The following is a 22,544-nucleotide window of genomic DNA, read 5'->3' as shown; positions in this document are numbered from 1 at the left end:
TTCACCTCTCCCCACGGGGAGAGGTCGGCCGCGCAGCGGTCGGGTGAGGGGCCGCGCCTTTCCGGATGAGTTCAAGCCCGCCGAAGGGGTCGCTCACCCCTCACCCCAGCCCTCTCCCCCACGGGGAGAGGGGGAGGTCGGGACAAGCCCCAGCCTCACCTCTCCCCGCCGGGGAGAGGTCGGCCGCGCAGCGGACGGGTGAGGGGCCGCCTCAGCGCCGGGCGGCGGGGCGGGGCTTCTCGTCCAGTCCCTCGGCGGGAAGGGTGCCGGGGATATAGTCCGGCAGCCGCCCGGCCGGAATGATGGTGACGAGGGCCAGGCCCGCCATCAGCAGCAGGCCCATCTTCAGCGCCGCGAGACGCGCATCGGTATTGATGCGCACCGCTTCCGCCACTTGCGCCGGGGTTGCGGTGGTGCGCTCCAGGACGCCCTTGAGGCGCTCGTTGCTGACGAAGGTGATGGCGTCGAGATCCACCTGGCCCTGGATTTCCGGCGGCAAGGTGGGATTGTCGGCGAGCCCGCGCATGATGCTGGCGGAGAGCAGGCCCACCAGCAGCGCGCCGGCCACCGCCGTGCCGATGGCGGCGGCAAGATTGTTGGCGGTGCCGCGCAGCGAGCCCACATCCCCCGCCAGCTCCTTGGGCGAAGCCGTGACGAGCACGTTGAACACCAAGGTCACCAGCGAGCCCTGGCCGATGCCGAACAGGACGAGGCCGATGAGCACCGGGCCGGAACTCCAGTCGTTATGCACCACGAACGCCAGCCACAGCAGCGCCACCGTGCACAGAAGAAAACCGGCGCGGCCGATCTGGCGCGGGGTGAGCCGCTTGTAGAAGCGCACGATCAGCATGGCCGAGAAGAACACCGAGAGATTGAACGGCATCATGGCGATGGCGGTGGCGAGCGGCGAGCGGCCCTGGACGATCTGGATATAGAGCGGCACCGAGAAGTTCAGCGCCGCCTCCAGCGCCACCACCGAGAACATGGCGAACACGGCGGCGCGCTCCTGCGGCGAGGCGATCACCTCCAGCGCCAGCAGCGGCGTCTTGCCGGCCGCCTGCCGGCGGCGCGTCCACACCAGGAACGCCTGGCCGAGCACGATGCCGATGATGATCATGATGGGGGCCGGCGAGAGGCCGAACACGTCGAACGGCGCCCCCGGCCGCGCGAGGCCGAGGCCCCAGCGGTTGAGATTGTTGAAGCCGAACGAGAGTATGATGATGGAGGCCGCCGCCAGCACCACGCCGACGAAATCGATCTTCACCTCCGGCCGGCCATGGTCCGGCTTCAGGCGGAAGCTGAGCACGAACACCACCGCCGACAGCACGATCAGGATGCCGAACGCCGGGCGCCAGCCGATGAAGGTGCCGAGGATGCCGCCCACCAGGAACGCCGTCACCCCCGCCGCCGCACGCGCCGAGCCGAGCGCGCCGAGCGCGGTCGCCTGCTGGGTGCCGGTGTAGTTTTCCGCGATCAGCGCCACCAGCGCGGGCACCAAGGCGGCACCGGCCGCGCCGCACAGGCCCTGGGCGAGGATCATCAAGGTGGCATTGGGGCTGAAGGTCATCAGCACCTGGGCGCACCCGAACAGCACCACCACGGTGCGGAACACCCGCAGCGCGCCGAACCGCTGGTTGAGCTTGGCCCCCAGCATGACGAAGCCGGCCACCGAGAGCGAATACATGACGATGGCGGTGGCCACCGTCGTGGGCGGCACGTTGAAGCTCGCCACCATGCCGCCGAGCGCGACCGGCAGCGAGGCGACGTTGAACGACATGATCACCTGCCCGAGCGCGATGGCGATCATCGGCACCCAGGATTGGGCGGAAGAGGAGGGCGCGGAAGAGGCATCCGCGGGCGCGGCGTGGGCCGACATGGCGTTTCTCCGATTCTTGCTTATTGGCCCGGCGGTCTGCTTGGGCCGCCGGTGGGTGCGACACGCGGCGCGGCCGCCGCGCCGTTAAAATCTCAGGTCGCGGGCTGCGAGAGGAACAGGTCCATGCCCAGCTTCTGGGACAGGAATTGCGCCACCAGCTGGCCCTTCACGCTGTTGCCGGCGGCATCGAGCGGCGGGGCGAAGGTGCCGAGGCCGCCCTTGCCCGGCGACACCGTGACGATGCCGCCGCCGATGCCGCTCTTGCCCGGAAGGCCGATCTCGTAGAGCCAGTCGCCCGAGGTCTCGTAGAGCCCGGCGGTGGCCATGACCGCCAGGGCGTAATGGCAGACCATGGGGTCCACCACGCGCTCCTTGGTGATGGGATTGACCCCGCCGTCGGCCAGCGTCGCGCCCATCACGGCGAGGTCGTGGGCGGTGACGTCGAGCGCGCATTGGCGGGTGTAGAGGTCGGTCGCCTCCTTGGGGTCGGCATAGATGCGCGACAGGCTCTGGAGCAGGCGGGCGATGGCGCGGTTGCGGAAATTGGTGTCGCTGGCGCAGCCATAGACCTCCTCGTTCAGCGGCAGCGTGCGCCCCGCGAAGCGGGACAGGCCCTCGTGGATGAAGCGCCATTTCGCGTCGGCGGTTTCGCCCGGCACCAGCGAGGTGGTGGCGATGGCGCCGGAATTCACCATGGGATTGGTCAGCCCGTCGGCGCTGCGCTCCACGGCGGAGAGCGAATTGAATGCCAGCCCCGTGGCATTGGCGCCGATCTTCTCGCGCGCCAGCCGCGGGCCGATGGCCTGGCACACCAAGGCGAACACGAACGGCTTCGACACGCTCATGAGGGTGAAGGGCACGTCGGTGTCGCCGACCTCGTGGACGATGCCGTCGGTACCCACCACGCAGATGCCGAACAGGTCGCGCGGCACGCGGGCAAGCGCCGGATAGACCGTGGAATTGGCGCCGTCCCCATTGTCCTTGAAGCGCTTATGCGCCTCGATCACCAATTGGTCGATGCGCTCGCCCGACGGCAGATGGCCGGTGGAGACATAATGCGCCCCGGCCTCGCCGGACGGCCCGGTGTGCTCCGTCATGAAATCCTCCCTGGCTGCCCGTTGCGGCAGCTCGTTCTGTCGGCGCCCGCGCGCGGCGGGCGCCGGATCCTCGCGCTGGCGCTCAGGCGGCCTTGATGAGGGCGTTGCGCAGGCGCTCTTCCGCCTCGTTGGAGAGCGAGGTCTTCAGGATGCGGGGCTTGTAGGGCTCGACCTCGGGCAGGACCTTGTCCTCTGTCACCGAGCGCACCAGCACGAACAGGGCCGAGGAATTGGCCGGAATGGTGCCGCCCAACTCCTTGATGAAGCTGTCGTTGATGCCGAAATCCACCAGCGAGCCGGAGAGCGCCCCCGTGCCGGCACCGGCCACCGCGCCGATCGCCATGCCGGCGAGCGGGTTGAGGAACAGGATGCCCACCAGCGTGCCCCACAGCGCGCCCGACATGCCGCCGCGCGCCGCGCCGATGGTGGTGAGGTTCACCGCCTGCTTGAGATGGACCTTGCCCTCCGCGTCGCGCTCCACCACGCACGCATCCTCGAGGTCGATCAGATGTTCCACATGCAGGGAGCGCAGCTTGTTCAAGACCTCGTCCGCGGCGTGAATGCCATCGAACCCAAAGACCACCAGATGACTCATGATGTTGATTCCGCGACCGTGGAGGTTTTATAAAACCGCCAAAGGAATATCCGACCCGCACGCAAAACAGACAGGCGACTATTCGACGTCCTTCGCGGTGCGATATCGCATTCCCGCTCGGGCTGTTGCGCGCCCGCCCAGTATTTGTGCGCCGGCCCATCGAGTTATGCCGCATTCCGGGGGGCCGGCAATGGGCGCAGAATCCCGCGCTTGTTCCCCGCATCCCAATTTTCACCGACCTCCAGCGGGGCGCGCCGCCGGCACTGGCAGTCCGCCGCCGGCGGACCGGCGGCGCAGGCGGACATAAGGCACTGAAATAAATGATGTTTTCAGAGCGATATGCGGGCGCGGCGCGGGCGCGGGCCGGCCATGCCGCTAAGGCAAGGGGACGGTGGCGGCCCGCGTTTCGCGTGCGATGCGGGAGCGCGAGCGTTGCAACGCCCAGGGGCGGGCGATACAAGTTTCCAATATCTTCTCGCCGCTTCCTGCCGTATCGCGTCGATCAGCAGGGTGCGCGGGAGCGTTTCGACCCTGACAGTCCCACCGGACGTTGCGTCCGCCGGGCTGGAGAGACCGTCATGAGGGCAGGTGCCGGAAGGGCGGAAACCGCAAGCACCGCGCCGGCGGAACAGCCGGGTTCAGGCCCCGCCTTCGCCCGCCGCTGGCTCTGTTTTTTCCTGTTCTGGATCATGCTCGGCCGCGTCTCGGCGCTGGATCTCGGCGCGGGCGCGGTGATCTGCGCGCTGGCGGCAGGGGCGAGCCTGTCCCTGCTGGCGCCCGGCGCGGGCCGGGCCAAGCCGGCCGCATTGCTGGCCTTTGCCACGCGCTTCGCCGGCCGCTCGGTGATCGCCGGGTGGGACGTGGGACGGCGGGCGTTCCACACCCCGGTGCCGATTGAGCCCGGCCTCGTCAGCTTCGCGACGCTCTGCCGGCGGGGGATCGAGCGGCAATCCTTCTGCGCCGTCACGGCGCTCCAGCCCGGCACCCTGCCGCTCGGCGAGTCGGATACGGGGCTGGTGCTGCACTGCCTCGACATCGGCAGCGCGGTGCGCGACGACCTGCGGCGGGACGAAGCGGCCTTCCGCGCCGCGATCGGGGACGGCGCCCGCGATGGCTGAGACCTTCCTCGGATTCGCCGCGGTCCTGCTGGCCTTCGCCGCCGCCGCCTTGGCGCGCCTGTGGCGCAGCCGTGGGGCGGCCGACCAGATGATGGCGGTGCAGATGCTCGGCTCGGTGGGCATCGCCGTGCTGCTGCTGGTCGCGGCCGGAACGGGCGCGCCGGCGGTGCTCGACGTGGCGCTGCTGCTGGCCCTGCTGGCCGCCTTCGCCGCCGCCGCCTTCCACAGCGTGCGCGCGGTGCCCGCGGCGGTGGCGCCGCCGGGCGAGGCTCCCACGCAGCGGAGCCCGGCCCCATGAGCCTTCTGCGCGATGTCTTCACCCTCGCCTGCCTGATCGCCGGAACCGGCTTTTTCCTGGCCGGAACCCTCGGCCTGCTGCGCTTTCCCGATTCCCTCTCCCGCCTCCACGCCCTGACCAAGGCCGACAATGTGGGGCTGGCGCTGATCGTGCTCGGCCTGTTGCCCCAGGCGGGGAGCGTGCTCGACGGCGCGAAGATGCTGGCGGTCTGGGTGCTGGTGCAGATCGCCTCCGGCACCGTGGCGCAATTGCTCGCGCAGGTGGCCCAGGGCGAAAGCCCCGGCGCCGGAGCGGGTTCGGCGGAGCAAGAGCGGGGAGGCACACCGACGTGAGCTTCGTCCTCGACGGCATTCTCGGCGTGCTGGCGCTGGCGCTGGCCTTGCGCGTTCTGCTCGCGCGCGAAGCGCTCGCCGCCGCCATCGGCTTTGTCGGGCTCGGCCTTGTGCTGGCGCTGGCGTGGGTGCGGCTGGACGCCGTGGACGTGGCGCTCACCGAGGCCGCCATCGGCAGCGGCGTCACCGGGCTCGTGCTGCTGCGCGCGGCTTCCGCCGCGAAGCCGGTGGCGCCCCAGGGCGGGGCGGTGCGCGGCCTCGCCGCCCTGCTCGCCTTCGCCGTCTTCTGCGGCCTTGCGGCCCTGGTGCTGACCTTGCCGGAGCCCGCGCCCTCGCTGGCGGATGAGGCCGCCGCCCATCTGGAGGCGACCGGGCTCGGCAATCCCGTCACCGCCGTGCTGCTGGTCTATCGCGCGCTCGATACGCTGCTGGAAACCGTGGTGCTGCTGCTGGCGCTGATCGGCGCGTGGTCGCTCTCCGCCGACCGCGACTGGGCCGGCGCGCCGCCGCCTTTGTGGCGGTTCGAGCCCACGCCGCCGCTGGTGTTCCTGGCGCGCCTCCTGCCGCCGCTCGGGCTTGTCATGGGCCTCTATCTGTTCTGGACCGGCGCCGACAAGCCGGGCGGCGCGTTCCAGGGCGGGGCGGTGCTCGCCGCCTCCTGGCTGCTGGTGCTGCTCGCGGGCCTGCGCGCGCCGCCGGCCGCCGGAGGACGCGGGCTGCGGGCGCTGCTGCTGCTCGGCCCATTCTCCTTCCTCGCCGTCGGCGCGCTCGGCGTGGTGGTCGCGGGCGCGTTCCTCGCCTATCCCGAGGGCCTTGCGAAACCCATCATCGTCATCGTGGAAATCGCCATCACCCTATCCATCGCCGTGACGCTGGGCCTGCTGGTGCTGGACCCGCCGCAGGCGCCCGACGTCCGGGACGGGCGGAGCGCCCCATGACCGCGCTCGTCTCCATTCCCACCCTGTTCGGCCTCGCCGGCGCGGCGCTGGTCGCCATCGGCCTTTACGGGCTGATCGTGCAGGGCGACGCGCTGCGCCGCATCCTGGCGTTCAACATCCTCGGCGGCGGCATCTTCCTGCTGTTCGGCGTGATCGCGCGGCGCGGCGCGGGCGCCGGCTTCGGCGGCGATCCGGTGCCCCAGGCCATGGTCATCACCGGCATCGTGGTCGCCTTCTCCGCCACCGCGCTCGCGGTCGCGCTGGTGCGGCGGCTCCAGGCGCTGCCGCCGGAGCCGGCGGACGAAGCCGCGCCCGCCGCATCGAGCGAGCGCGAGGAGGCGGCATGAGCCTGCTCGCCGCCCACGCCTCCCCGCTCGGCCTGCTGCTGGTGCTCGCGGTCATCGTGCCGCTGCTGGGGCTTGCGCCCCTGCTGCTGTTGAAGGCGCGACCCGCCGAACGCTCCGCGCTGGTCTTTCTGGCCGCCGGGCTCGCCATCGTGTGCGCCCTCTGTTTCGAAGTGGCGCGCAGCGGCGCGCCGCTCGCCTATTTCCTCGGCGGCTTCCCGCCTCCGCTCGGGGTCGGCCTGCGGGCGGACGGATTTTCCGCCTTCATGCTGGGCGTGACGGCGGTGGTGATCGTCGCCGCCGGCCTGTTCGCCATGACCGCGCCGGGGGCGCACACGCCGCGCCTGCCGCTCGCCTTCTGGATGCTGCTGCTCGGCGTGTGGAGCGCGCTGAACCTCGTCTATGTGGCGGACGACCTGTTCGCGCTCTATGTGGCGCTGGAGCTGCTCACCTTCGCCGCCGTGCCGCTGGTCTGCCTCGACGGGCGGGCGCAGACGCTTTCGGCGGCGCTGCAATATCTGCTGTTCGCCCTGTTCGGCTCGGTGCTCTATCTGCTGGGCGCGGCGCTGCTCTATGGCACCTACGGCACGCTCGACATTCTCCTGCTGGCGCAGCGCGCCCATGGCGCACCGGCGCTGCTCGCCGCCCTCGCGCTGATGACCGCCGGCATGGTGGCGAAGGCGGCGCTGTTTCCCTTCTATCTGTGGCTGCCCGCCGCCCATGCGGGCGCGCCCGCCGCCGCCAGTGCGATCCTCTCCGCCGTGGTGGTGAAGGCGCCGATCTTTCTCGTGGTGCGCTTCTGGTACGACATCGCGAGCCCCGCGCAGACCGCCGCCGCAGCCCCGATCCTCGCCGCGCTGGGCGCGGGCGCCGTGGTGCTGTGCGGCGTGTTCGCGCTGCGGCAGACGCGGGTGAAGCTGCTGATCGCCTATTCGACGGCGGCGCAGATCGGCTATCTGTTCCTCATGTTCCCGCTCGCCGCCGCGAGTGCCGGCGCAGGCGTGTGGGGCGCCATCGCCTGGACCGGCGGGGCGCTGCACCTCGTCTCCCACGCCCTGTCGAAGGCGGCCATGTTCATGGCGGCGGGGGTGATCGCCGAGACGCTGGGGCATGATCGCATCGCCCAGCTCTCCGGCATCGGCCGCATCGTGCCCATCAGCGTCTTCGCCTTTGGGCTCGGTGGCCTCTCGCTGATGGGATTGCCGCCGAGCGGCGGGTTCGTCGCCAAGGTCATGCTGCTCACCTCCGCCGTCCAGCAGGGCGCGTGGTGGATCGCCGTCGTGATCCTCGTCGGCGGGCTGCTCGCCGCCGGCTATGTGCTGCGGGTGCTGCTGCCGGCGCTGCAACGGCCCGATGCGGACGTGGTGCCGGTTCCGGTCGCGCGCTGGCGGGAGATGGTGGCCCTCGCGCTGGCGCTCGGCGCGGTCGCGCTCGGCTTCGTGCCGCTCCAGCCGGCGGCGTTTCTCGCCATCGGCCGTCCGGCGAGCTGGGACGGAGCCGTGCCATGACTGTTTCGGCCGCCCTTCTCATCGCCGCGCCGGTGGTGCCGTTCCTGCTGGCGCTCGCCTGCGCCTTCAAGGCGGTGCGCCGCATCGCCCCGCTGCTGCTGGCGCCGGCGGCGGTGCCGGGAGTGCTGGCCGCCCTGCTGGTGCCGCGCGGCGTGTTCGTTCTGGTCGCGCCGGCGCCGTTCCGTATCAGCTTCTTTCTCGATGTGCCGGGCGCGATCCTGCTGGGCGGCGCCGCCCTGCTGTGGATCGCCGCCGGCGCCTATGCCGCCACCTATCTGGCGAAGGACCCGCGCCGGAGCGGCTTCTGCGTGTGGTGGCTGCTCACGCTCTCGGGCAGTTTCGGCGTGTTCATCGTCGCCGACGTGGCGAGCTTCTATCTCGCGTTCGCGCTGGTGAGCCTCGCCGCCTACGGCCTCTCCGCCCATGACGACACGGCCGAGGCACGGCGCGCCGGCATCGTCTATCTGGCGCTCACCCTGCTCGGCGAGGCGCTGCTGATCGCCGCCTTCGTCATGCTCGCCTCGGGCAGCCCGCAGGCCAATCCGCTGATCCGCGACGCGGTGGCCCAATGGCCGCTCTCGCCCTGGCGGGACGCGATCCTCCTGCTGCTGGTGGTGGGGTTCGCCCTGAAGATGGGCCTCGTGCCGCTGCACGTGTGGATGCCGCTCGCCCATTCCGTGGCGCCGGTGCCGGCCTCGGCGGTGCTGAGCGGCATCGTGGTGAAGGCCGGCGTGATCGGCCTGCTGCGCTTCCTGCCGCTCGGCGTGGCGCTGCCCCACTGGGGCCTTGCGCTGAGCATCGCCGGCATCATCACCGCCTATTACGGCATCGCGCTGGGGCTCACGCAGAAGCATCCCAAGCGCGTGCTGGCCTATTCCACCGTGAGCCAGATGGGCGTGGTCGCGACGGTCATCGGCGGCGCGCTCGTGCAGGGCGATAGCGCCGCCGCCGCCATCGCCGCCTTCTATGCCGCCAATCATATCCTGCTGAAGGGCGCGCTGTTCCTCGCCGTGGGCATCGCGGCGGCGAGCGCGCCGGGGGCGGTGACGCCGGTGCTCGGGCTCGCCGGGCTCCTCGGCCTCAGCCTCGCGGGCCTGCCCTTTACCGGCGGGGCGCTGGCGAAGCTCGCCATCAAGGGCCCCATGGGCAAGGGCGCGGCCGGCTTCCTGCTGGCGCTCTCGGCGGCGGGCACGACTTTGCTGATGGCGAAGTTCGTGCTGCTGCTGCGCGACAGCGCGAAGGGCCGCGCCGCCTTCCCCCTGCCCTCCCAGGGCCTGCTCGCGCCCTGGATCGTGCTGAGCGTGCTCGCGCTCGCTTTGCCGTTCACGCTCTATCCGCTGGTGACGGGCGAACGGCTGGCCGCAGCGTTTGCCTTGGTGAATGTGGAGAAGACGGCGGTGCCGGTGCTGCTGGGCCTCGCGCTCGCATTCGCATTGCACCAGCGCGGCCCGGCGCTTCCCGAAGTGCCCGCGGGCGATGTGCTGGTGCTCGCCGAGCGCCTGGGACCTTCGCTGGCGCGCGGGCTCGCGAGCCTCGGCCGGCTCGACGACGTGCTGCGGCGCTGGGGGGTGGCGGGAGCGCTGCTTGCCGGCCTCGTGATCGCCCTCGCGCTGGCCGCACGGAGCGCGCCATGAGGATGCGCTCGCACATTTCGCGCGCCGGCGCGAAACCACCGCACCCAGTCAAGAATTGGCCGCCAATTCCCGCGGCGAAACTGAAGAGTGCGACTGTAGATCGCCCCCTGGGGCCTGTAGGTCCGCCGCGTTACTTCCCTGTCACCCCAATGCCAAGTTGGTGCTTTATGCGTGATGCCTCGGCGCGTCCCGGCACGAACTGGCCCGAAAGGAGCGTTCCGTGTCCGCAAGCAAACTGAAGACGCGCGCACAGGCGCGCAGCACCGGACGGCGGCTCGCGCTGGCGGTTGCGCTCCTCTCCCCCCTCGCCCTGGCCGCCTGCGGCGGCGAGCAGACCGCCGCCGCCCCCGAAATCCGGCCGGTGCGCGCGATCAAGGTCTCCACCCGCACCGCGCCGGACGGCCTCACCTTCACCGGCCATGTGGAGGCCATGAACGAGGTCACCTACGCCTTCCGCATCGGCGGGCGGATCATCGAGCGGCTGGTGAATGTGGGCGATCACGTGGACGCCGGGCAGGTCATCGCCCGGCTCGATCCCGTGAACGAGACCAACGCCCTGCGCTCGGCCCAGGCGGCGCTGAGCGCGGCCCAGGGTCAGCTCGGCGTCTCGCGCAACACCTATGAGCGCCAGCGCGCCCTGCTCGCCCGCGGCTTCACCCCGCGCGCCCAGTACGAGCAGGCCGAACAGGCCTATCTCACCGCCCGCTCGCGGGTGGAAGATGCCGAGGCGCAGGTGAAGATCGCCAGCGACCGGCTCGATTTCACGGAGCTGCGGGCGGACGCGCCCGGCACCGTCACCGCCCGCCGCGCCGAGCAGGGCGAGGTGGTGCAGCCCGGCCAGGCCATCGTCCAGGTGGCCCGCAAGGACGGGCGCGACGCGGTGTTCGACGTTTCCGCCCAAGTGCTGCGCGACCTGCCGGCCGATCCCGAGGTCCAGGTGTCGCTCGCGGACGGCAGCGGCGTGACCGCCAAGGGCCGGGTGCGCGAAGTGGCGCCCCAGGCCGATCCCGTCACCCGCACGTTCCAGATCCGCGTCGGCCTGATCAATCCGCCGGAGGCCATGCGCCTCGGCTCGACGGTCAATGGCGCGGTCGCGGTGGACACCGGCCCGGTGATCGAGATCCCGGCGAGCGCGCTCACCCGCATCGACAGCAAGCCGGCGGTCTGGATCTTCGATCCCTCGACCAAGACGGTGGCCCTGCGGCCGGTGGACATCGCCCGCTTCTCCCCCGCCACCGTCACCGTGGCCGACGGCCTCAAGGACGCGGAAATCGTCGTGACGGCGGGCGTCCAGGCGCTCCATCCGGGGCAGCAGGTGCGTTTGCTGGGGGCGAACCTGTGAGCGGCCTCAATCTCTCCGAATGGGCGCTGAAGCACCGCTCCATCGTCATCTATTTCATGGCGGTGGCCGTGCTCGCGGGGCTGCTCTCCTATGAACGGCTGGGCCGGGGCGAGGACCCGACCTTCATCATCAAGACCATGGTGGTCCAGGCCTCCTGGCCCGGCGCCTCGGTCGAGGACACGCTGAAGCAGGTCACGGAACGGCTGGAGCGCACGCTTCAGGAAACGCCGAAGCTCGACTTCCTGCGCAGCTATACCAGCGCCGGCGTCACCACCATCTTCGTCAACCTCAAGGGCAGCGCCACCGCCCAGGAGGTGCCGGACATCTGGTACCATGTGCGCAAGAGCATCGGCGACATGCGCCACACCTTGCCGCAGGGCGTGCAGGGGCCCGGCTTCAACGACGAGTTCGGCGACACCTTCGGCATCATCTACGGTTTCACCGCCGACGGCTTCAGCCAGCGCGAATTGCGCGATTATGTGGAGGAGGTCCGCTCCAAGCTGCTCCAGGTGCCCGATGTCTCGAAGATCGAGATCCTGGGCGCGCAGGACGAGCGGATCTTCGTCGAGTTCAACATGCAGGAGCTGGCGAGCCTCGGCATCGACCGCTCGGCGGTGCTGGCCGCGCTGCAGAGCCAGAATATCGTCAGCCCCGCCGGCAGCGTGCAGACCGGGGAAGAGGCGATCTCGCTGCGCGTGTCCGGCGCGTTCGATTCCGAGCAGGATATCGCCAACGTCAATTTCGTCGTCAACGGCCGCGTGCTGCGGCTCTCCGATATCGCCACCGTGCGGCGCGCCTATGCCGACCCGCCGCAGCCGCTGTTCCGCGTGAACGGCCAGCCGGCCATCGGCCTTGCCATCGCCATGCGCGACGGCGGCGATATCCTCGCCCTTGGGTCGCGGCTGAAGAGCGCCATGGCGGAGATCACCGCCGATCTGCCCATCGGCATCGAGCCGCATCTGGTGGCCGACCAGGCGGTGACGGTTGACACCGCCATCGGCGAGTTCATGTCCTCGCTCTGGCAGGCGGTGGGCATCATCCTGGTGGTGAGCTTCATCAGCCTCGGCGTGCGCGCCGGCATGGTGGTGGCGCTCTCCATCCCGCTGACGCTCGCCGTGGTGTTCTCGGTGATGGAGCTTGCCGGCATCGACATGCAGCGCATCTCGCTCGGCGCGCTCATCATCGCTCTGGCGCTCATGGTGGACGACGCCATGACCACCACCGATGCCATGATGAACCGCCTCGCGGCCGGCGACGACAAGGCGAGCGCGGCGACCTTTGCCTTCCGCACCTATGCCTTCGCCATGCTCGCGGGCACGTTCGTGACGGTGGCCGGCTTCGTGCCGGTGGGCTTCGCAGCAAGCTCGGCGGGCGAATACACCTTCTCTTTGTTCGCGGTGGTCTCCATCGCGCTCATCGTCTCCTGGTTCGTGGCCGTGCTGTTCGCGCCGCTGCTGGGCGTGGTGATCCTGAAAGCGCCGGACAAGACCAAGAAGAACGCGCCGGAAAAGCCCAGCAAGGTCCTGGGCATGTACCGCTCGCTGCTTGAGCTGGCGCTGAAGGCGCGCTGGATCACGGTTGCCGTCACGGTCGGCCTGTTCGTGCTCTCCGTGCTGGCGCTCCCGCTGATCCCGCAGCAATTCTTCCCGTCCTCGGACCGGCCGGAGCTGCTGGTGGACCTGCGCCTGCCGCAGAATGCCTCGATCTACAACAGCGCGGACATCACGGACCGCTTCGACGCCATCGTGCGCGCCGATCCCGACGCGGAGCGCTTCAGCTCCTATGTGGGGCGCGGGGCGATCCGCTTTTACCTGCCGCTCAACGTGCAATTGCCCAATGATTTCTTCGCCCAGTCGGTGATCGTCGCGAAGGACGTGGCGGCGCGCGAGCGCCTGCGGGTGAAGCTGGAAAAGGTGCTGGCGGAGCAATTCCCCAACGTGGTGGGCCGCATCTATCCCCTGGAGCTCGGCCCGCCCGTGGGCTGGCCGGTGCAATATCGCGTCAGCGGGCCGGATATCGAGAAGGTGCGGCAGATCGCCTTCCAGCTTGCCGGCGTTATGGCCTCCGACGCCAAGGTGGAGAAGGTCAATTTCGACTGGATCGAGCCCGGCCGGCAGGTGCGCATCGCGGTGGACCAGGATCAGGCCCGCCTGCTCGGCCTCAGCACCCAGGCGCTGGCCGGCGTGCTCAACACGGTGATGACCGGCACGCCGGTGACCCAGGTGCGCGACGACATCTATCTGGTGAACGTCGTCGCCCGCGCCACCGACGAGCAGCGCGTCTCGCTGGCCAATCTCGCCAGCCTGCAAGTGCCCCTGCCGAGCGGCCGCACGGTGCCGCTGAGCCAGCTCGCCAGCTTCGAATATGTGCAGGACTATCCCGTGGTGTGGCGGCGCGACCGGGTCGCCACCCTCACCGTCCAGGCGGATGTGATCGCCGGCGCCTTGCCCGAGACGGTGGTCGGCGCGCTGGCGCCGAAGATCAAGGAGCTGGCGAAGACCTTGCCGCGCTCCTACCACATCGTCACCGGCGGCACGGTGGAGGAGAGCGCGAAATCGCGCGCCTCGGTGCTGGCGGTGGTGCCGGTGATGCTGCTGATCATGCTCACGGTGCTGATGTTCCAGCTCCAGAGCTTCTCGCGGCTGGTGCTGGTGCTCTCGGTGGCGCCGCTGGGGCTGATCGGCGTCTCGGCCGCCCTGCTCGCCTCCGGGCGGCCGCTCGGCTTCGTCGCCATCCTCGGCATTCTCGCCTTGATCGGCATGATCACCAAGAATGCGGTGATCCTGATCGGCCAGATCGAGGCCGAGCGGGCGCGCGGGGCGAAGGTTCAGGATGCGGTGGTCCTCGCCGCCTGCACCCGCTTCCGCCCCATCATGCTCACCGCCATTTCCACGGTGCTCGGCATGATCCCCATCGCGCCGACCGTGTTCTGGGGGCCCATGGCCTTCGCCATCATGGGCGGCCTGCTGGTGGGCACGATGCTGACCCTGATCTTCCTGCCGGCGCTCTATGTCGGCTGGTTCGGACCCGACGCCGCCCCGGAACCCACCGGCGAAGCGGCCAAGGCCTAGCATAAGCGGGCCGGGCCGCAGCCTGCGGTCCGGCCGCGCACGAGACGCGCGGGACATTGGAGGCATTATGCAGACCGGATCAACCGCCAGCGGGCGTGCTCCGCTTTTGATCGACCTCGCCCTCCAGGGCGGCGGCTCGCACGGCGCCTTCACCTGGGGCGTGCTCGACCGCCTGCTGGAAGAGGACTGGCTGCGCATCGACGGCATTTCCGGCACCTCGGCGGGCGCCATGAACGCGGCGGTGCTGGCGGACGGCTTCGCCGCGGGCGGCGCGCAAGGCGCGCGCGATGCGCTCGAAGCCTATTGGAAGCGCGTGGCGGAAGCGGCCCGCTTCAGCCCGTTCCAGCGCGGCCCCATCGACAAGATGCTCGGGCGCTGGACGCTCGACAATTCCCCGCTGTTCGTCACCCTCGACCTGATGTCGCGCCTCTATTCGCCCTACGACCTCAACCCCGGCAATTCCCACCCGCTGCGCGGCATCCTCGACGACCTGATCAATTTCGAGCGGCTGAAGACCTCGCCGATCCGCCTGTTCATCACCGCCACCAATGTGCGCACCGGGCGCGGGCGGGTGTTCCGCAATTCCGAGATCACGCCCGACGTGCTGCTCGCCTCCGCCTGCCTGCCCACCATGTTCCAGGCCATCGAGATCGACGGCGAGAGCTATTGGGACGGCGGCTATTCCGGCAATCCCACCATGACGCCGCTGGTGCGCGAGCTGGATTCGGACGACACGATCCTGATCCCCATCAATCCGGTCGAGCGCGCCGGCACGCCCAATTCGGCGCGGGAAATCCTCAACCGGCTCAACGAGGTATCCTTCAACGCGGTGCTGCTGAAGGAATTGCGCATGATCGCTCTGCTGCGCAAGGTCGCCGACCCCGGCAACACCGAGGGCGCGCAATGGGCGAAGATGCGCATCCACATGGTGCCCAACGCGCTGATGTCCACGCTCGGCTATTCCTCCAAGCTCAATGCGGAATGGGAATTCCTTTCCATGCTGCGCGACGAGGGCCGCAAGTCCGCCGAGGCGTTCCTCGCCAAGGATGCGGACAATCTCGGCAAGCGCTCCTCCATCGATCTCGACGTGCTGCTGGAAGGCGTGTGAGCCATGGGACTTCTCGGCATCCTCCTCGGCCTCGGCCTGCTCCTGTTCCTGGCCTTCCGGGGCTGGTCGATCCTGCTGCTGGCGCCCATCGCGGCGCTGGTGGCGGCGGCGTTCTCGGGCGAGCCGCTGCTCGCCCACTGGACGCAGACCTTCATGAGCAATGCCGCCACCTTCGTGGCGCAGTTCTTTCCGCTGTTCCTGCTCGGCGCCCTGTTCGGCAAGCTGATGGACGACAGCGGCTCGGTGAGCGTGATCGCCGACACCATGACCGAAAAGCTCGGCGAAAAGCGCGCCATCCTGGCGGTGGTGCTGGCGGGCGCCATCGTGACCTATGGCGGGGTCAGCCTGTTCGTCGCCTTCTTCGTGCTCGCGCCCATGGCCATCGCCCTGTTCCGCTCGGCCGGCATTCCGCGCCGCCTGATGCCGGCGGCCATCGCGCTCGGCACCTCCACCTTCACCATGTCGGCGCTGCCCGGCACCCCGGCGATCCAGAACGCCATCCCCATGCCATTCTTCGGCACCACGCCGTTCGCGGCGCCGGGGCTGGGCGTGATCGCTTCGCTGATCATGCTCGGCTTCGGCATGTGGTGGCTGATGCGGGCGGAGCGTGCCGCGCGGGCGAAGGGCGAGGGCTTCGGCGACGAGACGCCGCTCGATGCGGGGGTGGCGGACGACCAGTTCATCCGCGAGCGCGCCACCGCCTCCCATGAATTCGACACGGCGGAACTCTCCCACGGCGCCCACAGCACGACCCGCCCCTCCTTCCTCGTGGCGGCAACGCCGCTGGTGGTGGTGGTGCTGGTGAACCTGCTGATGTCCATGGTGATCCTGCCCCGGCTGGACGTGAGCTTCCTCGCCGAAGCGCGCTTCGGCTCCACCACGCTCTCCGCCGTGGGCGGCGTGTGGGCGGTGGCGACCGCGCTCACGGCGGCGATCCTGGTGCTGCTGGCGTTCAATTTCGCCCGCCTGCCGGACCTGCGGGCCACCATGGACGCGGGCGCCAATGCCTCGGTGCTGCCGGCCTTCAGCGTCGCGAGCCTGGTGGGCTTCGGCGCGGTGGTGGCGGCCATGCCGGCGTTCGAGCTGGTGCGCACCTGGGTGCTCGGCATCCAGGGCGGGCCGCTGGTGTCGCTCGCCATCGCCACCAACATATTGGCGGCGCTCACCGGCTCGGCTTCCGGCGGGCTCACCATCGCGCTCGATGCGCTCGGCGCGTCCTATATGAAGCTCGCGGCGGAAACCGGGCTCGATCCCGCTCTGATGCACCGCGTGGCGGTGATCGGCGCCGGCACGCTCGACAGCCTGCCGCACAATGGCGCGGTGGTGACCCTGCTCGCGGTTTGCGGCTCGACCCACGCGAAGAGCTATTTCGACATCGTCATGGTGGCGGTGGTGGGCGCGATCCTGGCGCTGGTGGCGGTGATCGTGCTGGGCAGCACGGTCGGTTCGTTCTGAGCCGGCTCGTTCTGAGCCGGTGCGCTCCGACGCCTTTAAACACCGGGGCCGGCGAAAGTCGGCCCCGCGTCAGTTCCGCAGGCCGCCGGTGAACACCGTGATGGGGGCGGTGACGACGCCGCCCACGGCGGCGCCGAGCACCTGCACGGCCTCCGCCCCGCCGCCGCCTTCCCGGTCTCCGAGATCCTGCCCGGACGACAGGCGCGTGCCGAGCAATTGCACCACTTCGGGGCTGGTGGCGAACTTGGAATGGTTGAGCGCGTCGCCATTCTCAAGCCCGGACAGGTCGAGCACCACGATGCCGGTGGCCTGCTCCAGCTGGGCGGCCTTGTCGGGCTGCGTGAGGTCGATGGCGCCGACGCGCGTGACCCCGCCGGCGATCAGCTGCGAGAGGCCGAGCGCATGATCGTTGCGCGACACGAAGATGGTGATGCGCGGGCGGTCCTTGCCCATCTCCGCCACCTGGCGGCGGAACACGTCGATGTCGAGATCGGGCGAGGCCAGCACCACGTTGGAGATCTTGGCCGGGATGCGCCCGTCCTGGAGCGCGAGCTGGCGCAGGGATTCCACCGCCAGCCACGCGCCCATGGAATGGGCCATCACCACCACGTCGTCCACATAAGGCGAGCGCGCCGCCGCGCGCATCACATAGGCGAGGTCGTCGCGGGAAAAATTCGTGCTCTCGCGGTCGTAGACATAATCCAGGATGCGCCCGCGCGAGGGCCAGGAGAACAGCACCGGCGCCAGGTCCGCATTCATGTCGTGGACGATCTGGGCGAAGCGGAACACGGCGGAATCAAAGCGCGTGTTGAAGCCGTGCACGAAGATCAGCACCCGCCGCTTCTTGCCCTTGGCGCCCTTGAACCAGTCCAGCACGCCGGAGCGCGGCACCGGCGCGACCTCGGAAATGGCGAAGTCGCGCGCCGGGTCGGCGGTGCCGGGCTGCGGCCACTGGATCGAGCCGACGGTGCGGTTGGGCGGAATGGAGACGACGATATTGGTCAGTGAGAGCGCGTCCCCGCGCTCGCCGGTGAACAGGATTCCCGGCTGGTCGGTGGGCGCGCGGGTGGTGGCAGCCAGAATGTCCACCGTGGCGGCGACCGGCGTGCCCGTGGCGAGCGGCACCAGGACGCCCTCGGGATGGGGCGTGCAGCCGTTGAGCGCCAGCAGCGCCGCCACGCCCAGCAGCGCCGCGCGCAGACCGCACGCCGCAAGACCCCGTGCCACGAGACCCCGTGCCGCGACGCCGGTGGCCCGCTTGCGGTGCGTCGCGCACGCACGCCCTGCCCTGATCGATGGCGACACGCGCTCCCCCGGCTCGTCCCCTGACGGTTCCGCTTCCTGCAAAGCGGAAATCCGCGCCCGTTTCAAGCAAAACCGCGCCCCCGCCGCCCGCCGGCCGCCGCCCGCGGCCTCAAGCCTGCGCGATCCGGCGAATTTCCGCCGCGCGCGAAATGGTGTAAGCCGCAGCTTGACCATGGTGCACGGCGCCCGCCGCGCCGCAGCCCGCCGCCCGTTTTCCGGCCCATCCATCCAGGCAAGACCCGATGACCGCGACGCCCGGCGAAATCCATCTGCAGCTCAGCAACATCAAGAATTTCTTCCGCGTCCCCGAGGTCGACCCGTTCGAGGGCGAGACCATCGATCTGTCCGGCATCGACCAGGTGATGGACGCGATGCGGGCACAGAAGGACTGGCGCACCAGCCGGACCAAGGCGGTGATCTGGCTGCCACAGGGCACGGAAGACGACGCGCTCGTGCGCCAATTGCCCCGCGCGGTCGCCACCTATTGCGAGTCCCAGATCCAATATTGCCGCCGCAAGATGCTGGAGGTGCGCCTGGAAGGGCGCCGAGCGCTGCGGGTCGGCGCGCTCTTCCTCGCCGCCTGCCTCGCCCTGTCGACGGCGCTGGACAAGTGGCTCGGCTCGGACAGCCTGCTCGGCTATCTGTTCGGCGAGGGCCTGCTGATCGCCGGCTGGGTGGGGCTGTGGCACCCGCTGGAGCTGCTGCTGTATTCCTGGTGGCCCTATTCCAGCGACATCAAGCTTTACGAAAAGATCAAAGGCATGGAAATGTCGGTGCGGCACGGCACCATGCCGCCGCAGGCGTGATTTTGAAAGCAACAGAAGCGGGCACAGGGGCGGGAATGATCAAGGATCGCGCGGTCAGGGTATTGGTGGGGATCGTCGCGGCGGTCATCGCGTTCGCCGCCATTTCGGAAGCCCAGTCCATCGTCGCCCCGGTGGTGTTCGCTTTGTTCGTCATCGCCATCGTCTGGCCGCTCCAGAAGGCGCTCCAGCGCTACCTGCCGGGCGTCGTCGCCGCGCTCGCGACCCTGCTGGCGACGCTGGCGGTGGTGGGCACCATCATCAGCCTGGTGGTGTGGGGCTTTGCCCGCGTCGGCCAATGGGTGTTCGCCAATGCCTCCCGCTTCCAGGCGCTCTACGGGCAGGCCCACGACTGGCTGGAAGGCCACGGCTTCGTCATGGCCTCCATCATCACCGAGCATTTCGACGTGCGCTGGCTGCTGCTGGTGTTCCAGGACCTGTCGAGCCGCATGCAGAGCCTCGCCAGCTTCCTGGTCGTGACCTTCGTGTTCGTCATCCTCGGCCTGCTGGAGGTGGACATCTTCAAGCGCCAGCTCGCCGGCCTGCGCGGCGGCACGTTCGGCCCGTTCATGCTCGCGGCGGGCGCCGACATCGGCGCGAAGATGCAGCGCTACATGCTGGTGCGCACGCTCATGAGCCTCGCCACCGGCCTCGTGGTGTGGGGCTTCACCCTGGCCTCGGGCATGGAGCTGGCGACCGCCTGGGGGGTCATCGCCTTCTCGATGAATTATATCCCCTTCATCGGCCCGTTCGTCGCCACCCTGCTGCCCACCCTGTTCGCGCTGGTGCAGTTCGAATCCTGGCAGAGCGCGGCGTTCGTGTTCGTGTGCCTGAACGTGATCCAATTCCTCTCGGGCAGCTATCTGGAGCCGCGCATCGCCGGCAAGGCGCTCGCCGCCTCGCCCTTCATGGTGCTGTTCGCGGTGTTTTTCTGGAGCTTCCTGTGGGGCGTGCCCGGCGCCTTCATCGGCGTGCCGCTGCTGATCGCGGGGCTGACCCTGTGCGCCCACCATCCCGCCAGCCGCCCGGTGGCGGACCTGTTCTCCGGCCGCCCACCGCAGGATGAGGCCGCGCCGACCTGAGAGGCCGCACACGGCCCGTTTTCCCCATTGGCGGCATTCCGCGTTAATGCGAAGCCTTTAGGGTCCGATCCACCGATGGGGCTTACGGCAACGACCGAACGGAGGGACGCCATGGACGAAGTCTGCGGAGCCGAAGTGCTGGTGCGCAACCTCAAGGCGCAGGGCGTAAAGCATGTGTTCGGCATTCCCGGCGCGAAGGTGGACCGGGTCTATGATTGCCTGAACGGCTCGGGCATCGAGACGGTGGTCTGCCGGCACGAGCAGAACGCCGCCTTCATCGCCGCCGGTGTCGGCAAGATGACCGGGAACGCCGGCGTGTGCCTCGTCACCTCCGGCCCCGGCTGCACCAATCTCGTCACCGGCTTTGCCACCGCCAATTCCGAGGGCATGCCGCTGGTCGGCCTCGGCGGCTCGGTGCCGCGCGCGGAGATCATGAAGCAGACCCACCAGAGCCTCGACACGGTCAATCTGTTCCGCCCGGTCACGCGCTATGCGGCCGAGATCGAGGCCGGCGAATCCATCGGCGAGATCCTCGCCAACGCCTTCCGCGCGGCGGAATCCGGCCGCCGGGGCGCGGCCTATGTCTCGCTGCCCAACGATGTGATGAACGAGCCGGCGCCGGACCGCGTGCTCACCCCCGCCCGCGTCCCGCGCCTCGGCGCCGCGCCGGAGGAGGAGATCGCGGAAGCGGTGCGCCTGATCGAGGCGGCGCGCCTGCCGGTGCTGCTGCTGGGCATGGACGCGAGCCGCCCCGCCAATGCCGCCGCCGTGCGGGCGCTGCTCGCGTCCCATCCGCTCGCCACCGTGTGCACCTACCAGGGCGCCGGCGTGGTGCCGCGCGCGGCGCTGGATTGCTTCGGCGGGCGCGTCGGCCTGTTCCACAACCAGCCCTCGGATCGCCTGCTCGACGCCGCCGACCTCGTGGTGGCCATCGGCTACAACCCGATCGAATATGACGCGGCCTTGTGGAATGCCGGCAAGACCCGGCCGGTGATCCATATCGACCATGTGATCGCCGCCGTGGATATGGATTACCGCCCGGCGGTGGAATTGTACGGCGACATCGCCGCCACCCTGGCGCGGATCGCCGCCCTATTGCCGCGCCGCCCGCGCCTCGTGCCCCATGCCGCGCTGGATGCGGCCCGGCGCGAGCTGGAGGAGGTGCGGGCCGCCGGCGCGCGGGAAGCCGGCATGCCGATGCATCCCCTGCGCATCATCGCCGACCTGCAACCCTTCATCACCGAGGACGTGACCCTCGCCCTCGACATCGGCTCGTTCTACATCTGGCATTCGCGCTATCTCTACAGCTTCCGGCCGGAGCAATTGCTGATCTCCAACGGCCAGCAGACCCTTGGCGTCGCGCTGCCCTGGGCGATTGCCGCCTGCCTTGCCCGGCCGAACGACAAGGTGCTCTCGGTCTCCGGCGACGGTGGTTTCCTGTTCTCCGCCCAGGAGCTGGAAACGGCGGTGCGCCTCAAGTGCAATTTCGTGCACATGATCTGGCGCGACGGCACCTACAATATGGTCGCGTTCCAGGAGATGATGAAATACCAGCGCCATTCGGGCACCGATTTCGGCGCCATCGACACGGTGAAATATGCCGAGGCGTTCGGCGCCACCGGCTTCCGCGTGGAGCATGCGGACCAGTTCGTGCCGATCCTGCGCAAGGCCATGGAAACGCCGGGGCCGGTGCTGATCGACATCCCGGTGGATTATCGCCACAACATCGCGCTTGGCGCCGCCATGCACGACAATGTCGTCTCGTAAGCGGGGGCCGTCATGCCGACCTTGAAATGCGAGATTTCCCAATCGCTCTCCACCGCGCTTGAGGCCGCCGCCGCGGCGAGCGGGGAGACGATCTCCCACATCGTCTCGCGCGCGCTCGCCGACACGCTCCAGGTGGACCACGGCACGCTGTTCCAGGTCTCCACCTCCGGGGCGCTGGTGGAGGGGCTGTTCCAGGGCGTGGTCTCCGTGGGCACGCTGCGCGAGCACGGGGATTTCGGGCTCGGCACCTTCGTCGATCTGGACGGCGAGATGATCGCGCTCGACGGCGCCTTCTTCCAGATGCGGGGCGACGGCTCCATCCGCCGCGCGGAGGATGCCCAGCAGGTGCCGTTCGCCATCGTCACCCATTTTGCGCCCGAGGCGCCGGTGACGCTGGCGCCGTTCGCCTCCATCCACGAACTGGTGGCGCAGCTCGACGCGCTGCGGCACACGGACAATGTGTTCTTCGCCGTGCGGCTCTCCGGCCATTTCGCGCGGGTGCACAATCGCGTGGCCTGCAAGGCCGGCGCCCATGAGACGCTGGTCCAGGCGACGTCGCATCAGGCCGAGTTCGAGTGCCGCGAGGTGGACGGCACCATGATCGGCTTCTGGACGCCCTCTTATGCCAAGGGCCTCGGCGTGCCCGGCTGGCATGTGCATTTCCTCAGCGACGACCATCGCTTCGGCGGCCATGTGCTGGATTGCGCGGGCGAGGCCATCACGCTCGCCCTGGAGCGGATCGAGGATTTCCGCATCGCCATTCCCGAGAGCGCGGATTTCCTCGCCGCCGATCTTTCCGGCGACACCACCCAGGCGCTCGACACGGCCGAGCGGGTGCAGAAGCCCGCCCCGACCGCCTGAAGCATCCCCG

At 69.6% G+C, this 22,544-nt stretch carries 19 protein-coding genes; 15 read left to right on the top strand and 4 right to left on the bottom strand.

From position 1 onward, the window contains the following. Window positions 1-211: 211 nt before the first annotated feature. The 3 genes from V5F84_RS09275 to V5F84_RS09265 all read right to left on the bottom strand — a co-directional run bounded on the left by V5F84_RS09275 (window position 212) and on the right by V5F84_RS09265 (window position 3,568). A complete protein-coding gene (locus V5F84_RS09275) occupies window positions 212-1,876 on the bottom strand; it encodes an MFS transporter (protein WP_394046459.1) in 1,665 nt (554 codons plus the stop codon). 92 nt (window positions 1,877-1,968) lie between these two features. Further along, window positions 1,969-2,973 (bottom strand): glutaminase A, encoded by a 1,005-nt coding sequence (gene glsA, locus V5F84_RS09270; RefSeq protein ID WP_394046457.1) that lies wholly within the window; start codon window positions 2,971-2,973, stop codon window positions 1,969-1,971. Window positions 2,974-3,055: 82 nt separating this feature from the next. Then, the gene (locus tag V5F84_RS09265; protein WP_394046455.1) at window positions 3,056-3,568 is read right to left on the bottom strand and encodes a DUF1269 domain-containing protein; all 513 of its coding nucleotides are present in this window, start codon (window positions 3,566-3,568) and stop codon (window positions 3,056-3,058) included. A gap of 578 nt (window positions 3,569-4,146) precedes the next feature. On the opposite strand from V5F84_RS09265, the gene V5F84_RS09260 reads away from it, so the two are divergent. From V5F84_RS09260 to V5F84_RS09210, 11 genes are all read left to right on the top strand, one after another. Further along, window positions 4,147-4,686, top strand: coding sequence for a Na+/H+ antiporter subunit E (locus tag V5F84_RS09260; RefSeq protein WP_394046453.1), 540 nt, complete (start codon window positions 4,147-4,149; stop codon window positions 4,684-4,686). Further along, complete coding sequence (locus V5F84_RS09255) at window positions 4,679-4,984, top strand: monovalent cation/H+ antiporter complex subunit F (RefSeq protein WP_394046451.1); 306 nt, start codon at window positions 4,679-4,681, stop codon at window positions 4,982-4,984. The genes V5F84_RS09260 and V5F84_RS09255 overlap by 8 nt, the downstream gene beginning before the upstream one ends. Further along, entirely contained in the window at window positions 4,981-5,316 is a 336-nt protein-coding gene (locus tag V5F84_RS09250; RefSeq protein ID WP_394046449.1) for a cation:proton antiporter, read from the top strand. The genes V5F84_RS09255 and V5F84_RS09250 overlap by 4 nt, the downstream gene beginning before the upstream one ends. Beyond that, entirely contained in the window at window positions 5,313-6,254 is a 942-nt protein-coding gene (locus V5F84_RS09245) for a hydrogenase subunit MbhD domain-containing protein (RefSeq protein ID WP_394046447.1), read from the top strand. Before V5F84_RS09250 ends, V5F84_RS09245 begins: the two co-directional genes overlap by 4 nt. Beyond that, the gene (locus V5F84_RS09240; protein WP_394046445.1) at window positions 6,251-6,601 is read left to right on the top strand and encodes an NADH-quinone oxidoreductase subunit K; all 351 of its coding nucleotides are present in this window, start codon (window positions 6,251-6,253) and stop codon (window positions 6,599-6,601) included. Before V5F84_RS09245 ends, V5F84_RS09240 begins: the two co-directional genes overlap by 4 nt. Next, on the top strand, window positions 6,598-8,106 hold the full coding sequence (locus V5F84_RS09235) for a complex I subunit 5 family protein (RefSeq protein ID WP_394046443.1): 1,509 nt from the start codon (window positions 6,598-6,600) through the stop codon (window positions 8,104-8,106). The genes V5F84_RS09240 and V5F84_RS09235 overlap by 4 nt, the downstream gene beginning before the upstream one ends. Then, window positions 8,103-9,740 carry a complex I subunit 5 family protein gene (locus tag V5F84_RS09230; RefSeq protein ID WP_394046441.1) on the top strand — a complete coding sequence of 546 codons (1,638 nt, stop codon included), beginning with the start codon at window positions 8,103-8,105 and terminating at the stop codon, window positions 9,738-9,740. The genes V5F84_RS09235 and V5F84_RS09230 overlap by 4 nt, the downstream gene beginning before the upstream one ends. Before the next feature lie 220 nt (window positions 9,741-9,960). Continuing rightward, a complete protein-coding gene (locus V5F84_RS09225) occupies window positions 9,961-11,082 on the top strand; it encodes an efflux RND transporter periplasmic adaptor subunit (RefSeq protein ID WP_394046439.1) in 1,122 nt (373 codons plus the stop codon). Then, complete coding sequence (locus V5F84_RS09220) at window positions 11,079-14,153, top strand: efflux RND transporter permease subunit (RefSeq protein ID WP_394046437.1); 3,075 nt, start codon at window positions 11,079-11,081, stop codon at window positions 14,151-14,153. Before V5F84_RS09225 ends, V5F84_RS09220 begins: the two co-directional genes overlap by 4 nt. Before the next feature lie 67 nt (window positions 14,154-14,220). After that, complete coding sequence (locus V5F84_RS09215) at window positions 14,221-15,261, top strand: patatin-like phospholipase family protein (protein WP_394046435.1); 1,041 nt, start codon at window positions 14,221-14,223, stop codon at window positions 15,259-15,261. A 3-nt stretch (window positions 15,262-15,264) separates the two neighbouring features. Beyond that, a complete protein-coding gene (locus V5F84_RS09210) occupies window positions 15,265-16,716 on the top strand; it encodes a GntP family permease (protein ID WP_394046433.1) in 1,452 nt (483 codons plus the stop codon). 69 nt (window positions 16,717-16,785) lie between these two features. Here V5F84_RS09210 and V5F84_RS09205 read toward each other — a convergent pair whose 3' ends face one another. Then, the gene (locus tag V5F84_RS09205; RefSeq protein ID WP_394046431.1) at window positions 16,786-17,943 is read right to left on the bottom strand and encodes an alpha/beta hydrolase; all 1,158 of its coding nucleotides are present in this window, start codon (window positions 17,941-17,943) and stop codon (window positions 16,786-16,788) included. Window positions 17,944-18,263: 320 nt separating this feature from the next. Here V5F84_RS09205 and V5F84_RS09200 point away from each other — a divergent pair, with 320 nt between their 5' ends. The 4 genes from V5F84_RS09200 (at window position 18,264) to budA (ending at window position 22,534) form a co-directional block, all read left to right on the top strand. Beyond that, on the top strand, window positions 18,264-18,827 hold the full coding sequence (locus V5F84_RS09200; protein WP_394046429.1) for a hypothetical protein: 564 nt from the start codon (window positions 18,264-18,266) through the stop codon (window positions 18,825-18,827). A 35-nt stretch (window positions 18,828-18,862) separates the two neighbouring features. Continuing rightward, window positions 18,863-19,906, top strand: a complete 1,044-nt coding sequence (locus V5F84_RS09195) for an AI-2E family transporter (RefSeq protein WP_394046427.1) — start codon at window positions 18,863-18,865, stop codon at window positions 19,904-19,906. 111 nt (window positions 19,907-20,017) lie between these two features. Next, entirely contained in the window at window positions 20,018-21,673 is a 1,656-nt protein-coding gene (alsS, locus tag V5F84_RS09190) for an acetolactate synthase AlsS (protein WP_394046425.1), read from the top strand. A gap of 12 nt (window positions 21,674-21,685) precedes the next feature. Further along, window positions 21,686-22,534 carry an acetolactate decarboxylase gene (budA, locus tag V5F84_RS09185; RefSeq protein ID WP_394046423.1) on the top strand — a complete coding sequence of 283 codons (849 nt, stop codon included), beginning with the start codon at window positions 21,686-21,688 and terminating at the stop codon, window positions 22,532-22,534. Window positions 22,535-22,544 lie beyond the last annotated feature (10 nt).

It is taken from the genome of Roseixanthobacter liquoris, from assembly GCF_043195135.2.
Lineage (GTDB): Bacteria > Pseudomonadota > Alphaproteobacteria > Rhizobiales > Xanthobacteraceae > NCEH01.
Note: the sequence above shows the minus strand (reverse complement) of the source record. Positions and strands in the feature narration are given on the sequence as shown.

Bases quoted from the DNA above. Each gene is read 5' to 3' on its own strand.
- V5F84_RS09275 (WP_394046459.1), bottom strand. From the start codon at position 1,876: ATGTCGGCCCACGCCGCGCCCGCGGATGCCTCTTCCGCGCCCTCCTCT.
- glsA (WP_394046457.1), bottom strand. From the start codon at position 2,973: ATGACGGAGCACACCGGGCCGTCCGGCGAGGCCGGGGCGCATTATGTC.
- V5F84_RS09265 (WP_394046455.1), bottom strand. From the start codon at position 3,568: ATGAGTCATCTGGTGGTCTTTGGGTTCGATGGCATTCACGCCGCGGAC.
- V5F84_RS09260 (WP_394046453.1), top strand. From the start codon at position 4,147: ATGAGGGCAGGTGCCGGAAGGGCGGAAACCGCAAGCACCGCGCCGGCG.
- V5F84_RS09255 (WP_394046451.1), top strand. From the start codon at position 4,679: ATGGCTGAGACCTTCCTCGGATTCGCCGCGGTCCTGCTGGCCTTCGCC.
- V5F84_RS09250 (WP_394046449.1), top strand. From the start codon at position 4,981: ATGAGCCTTCTGCGCGATGTCTTCACCCTCGCCTGCCTGATCGCCGGA.
- V5F84_RS09240 (WP_394046445.1), top strand. From the start codon at position 6,251: ATGACCGCGCTCGTCTCCATTCCCACCCTGTTCGGCCTCGCCGGCGCG.
- V5F84_RS09235 (WP_394046443.1), top strand. From the start codon at position 6,598: ATGAGCCTGCTCGCCGCCCACGCCTCCCCGCTCGGCCTGCTGCTGGTG.
- V5F84_RS09230 (WP_394046441.1), top strand. From the start codon at position 8,103: ATGACTGTTTCGGCCGCCCTTCTCATCGCCGCGCCGGTGGTGCCGTTC.
- V5F84_RS09215 (WP_394046435.1), top strand. From the start codon at position 14,221: ATGCAGACCGGATCAACCGCCAGCGGGCGTGCTCCGCTTTTGATCGAC.
- V5F84_RS09210 (WP_394046433.1), top strand. From the start codon at position 15,265: ATGGGACTTCTCGGCATCCTCCTCGGCCTCGGCCTGCTCCTGTTCCTG.
- V5F84_RS09200 (WP_394046429.1), top strand. From the start codon at position 18,264: ATGACCGCGACGCCCGGCGAAATCCATCTGCAGCTCAGCAACATCAAG.
- V5F84_RS09195 (WP_394046427.1), top strand. From the start codon at position 18,863: ATGATCAAGGATCGCGCGGTCAGGGTATTGGTGGGGATCGTCGCGGCG.
- alsS (WP_394046425.1), top strand. From the start codon at position 20,018: ATGGACGAAGTCTGCGGAGCCGAAGTGCTGGTGCGCAACCTCAAGGCG.
- budA (WP_394046423.1), top strand. From the start codon at position 21,686: ATGCCGACCTTGAAATGCGAGATTTCCCAATCGCTCTCCACCGCGCTT.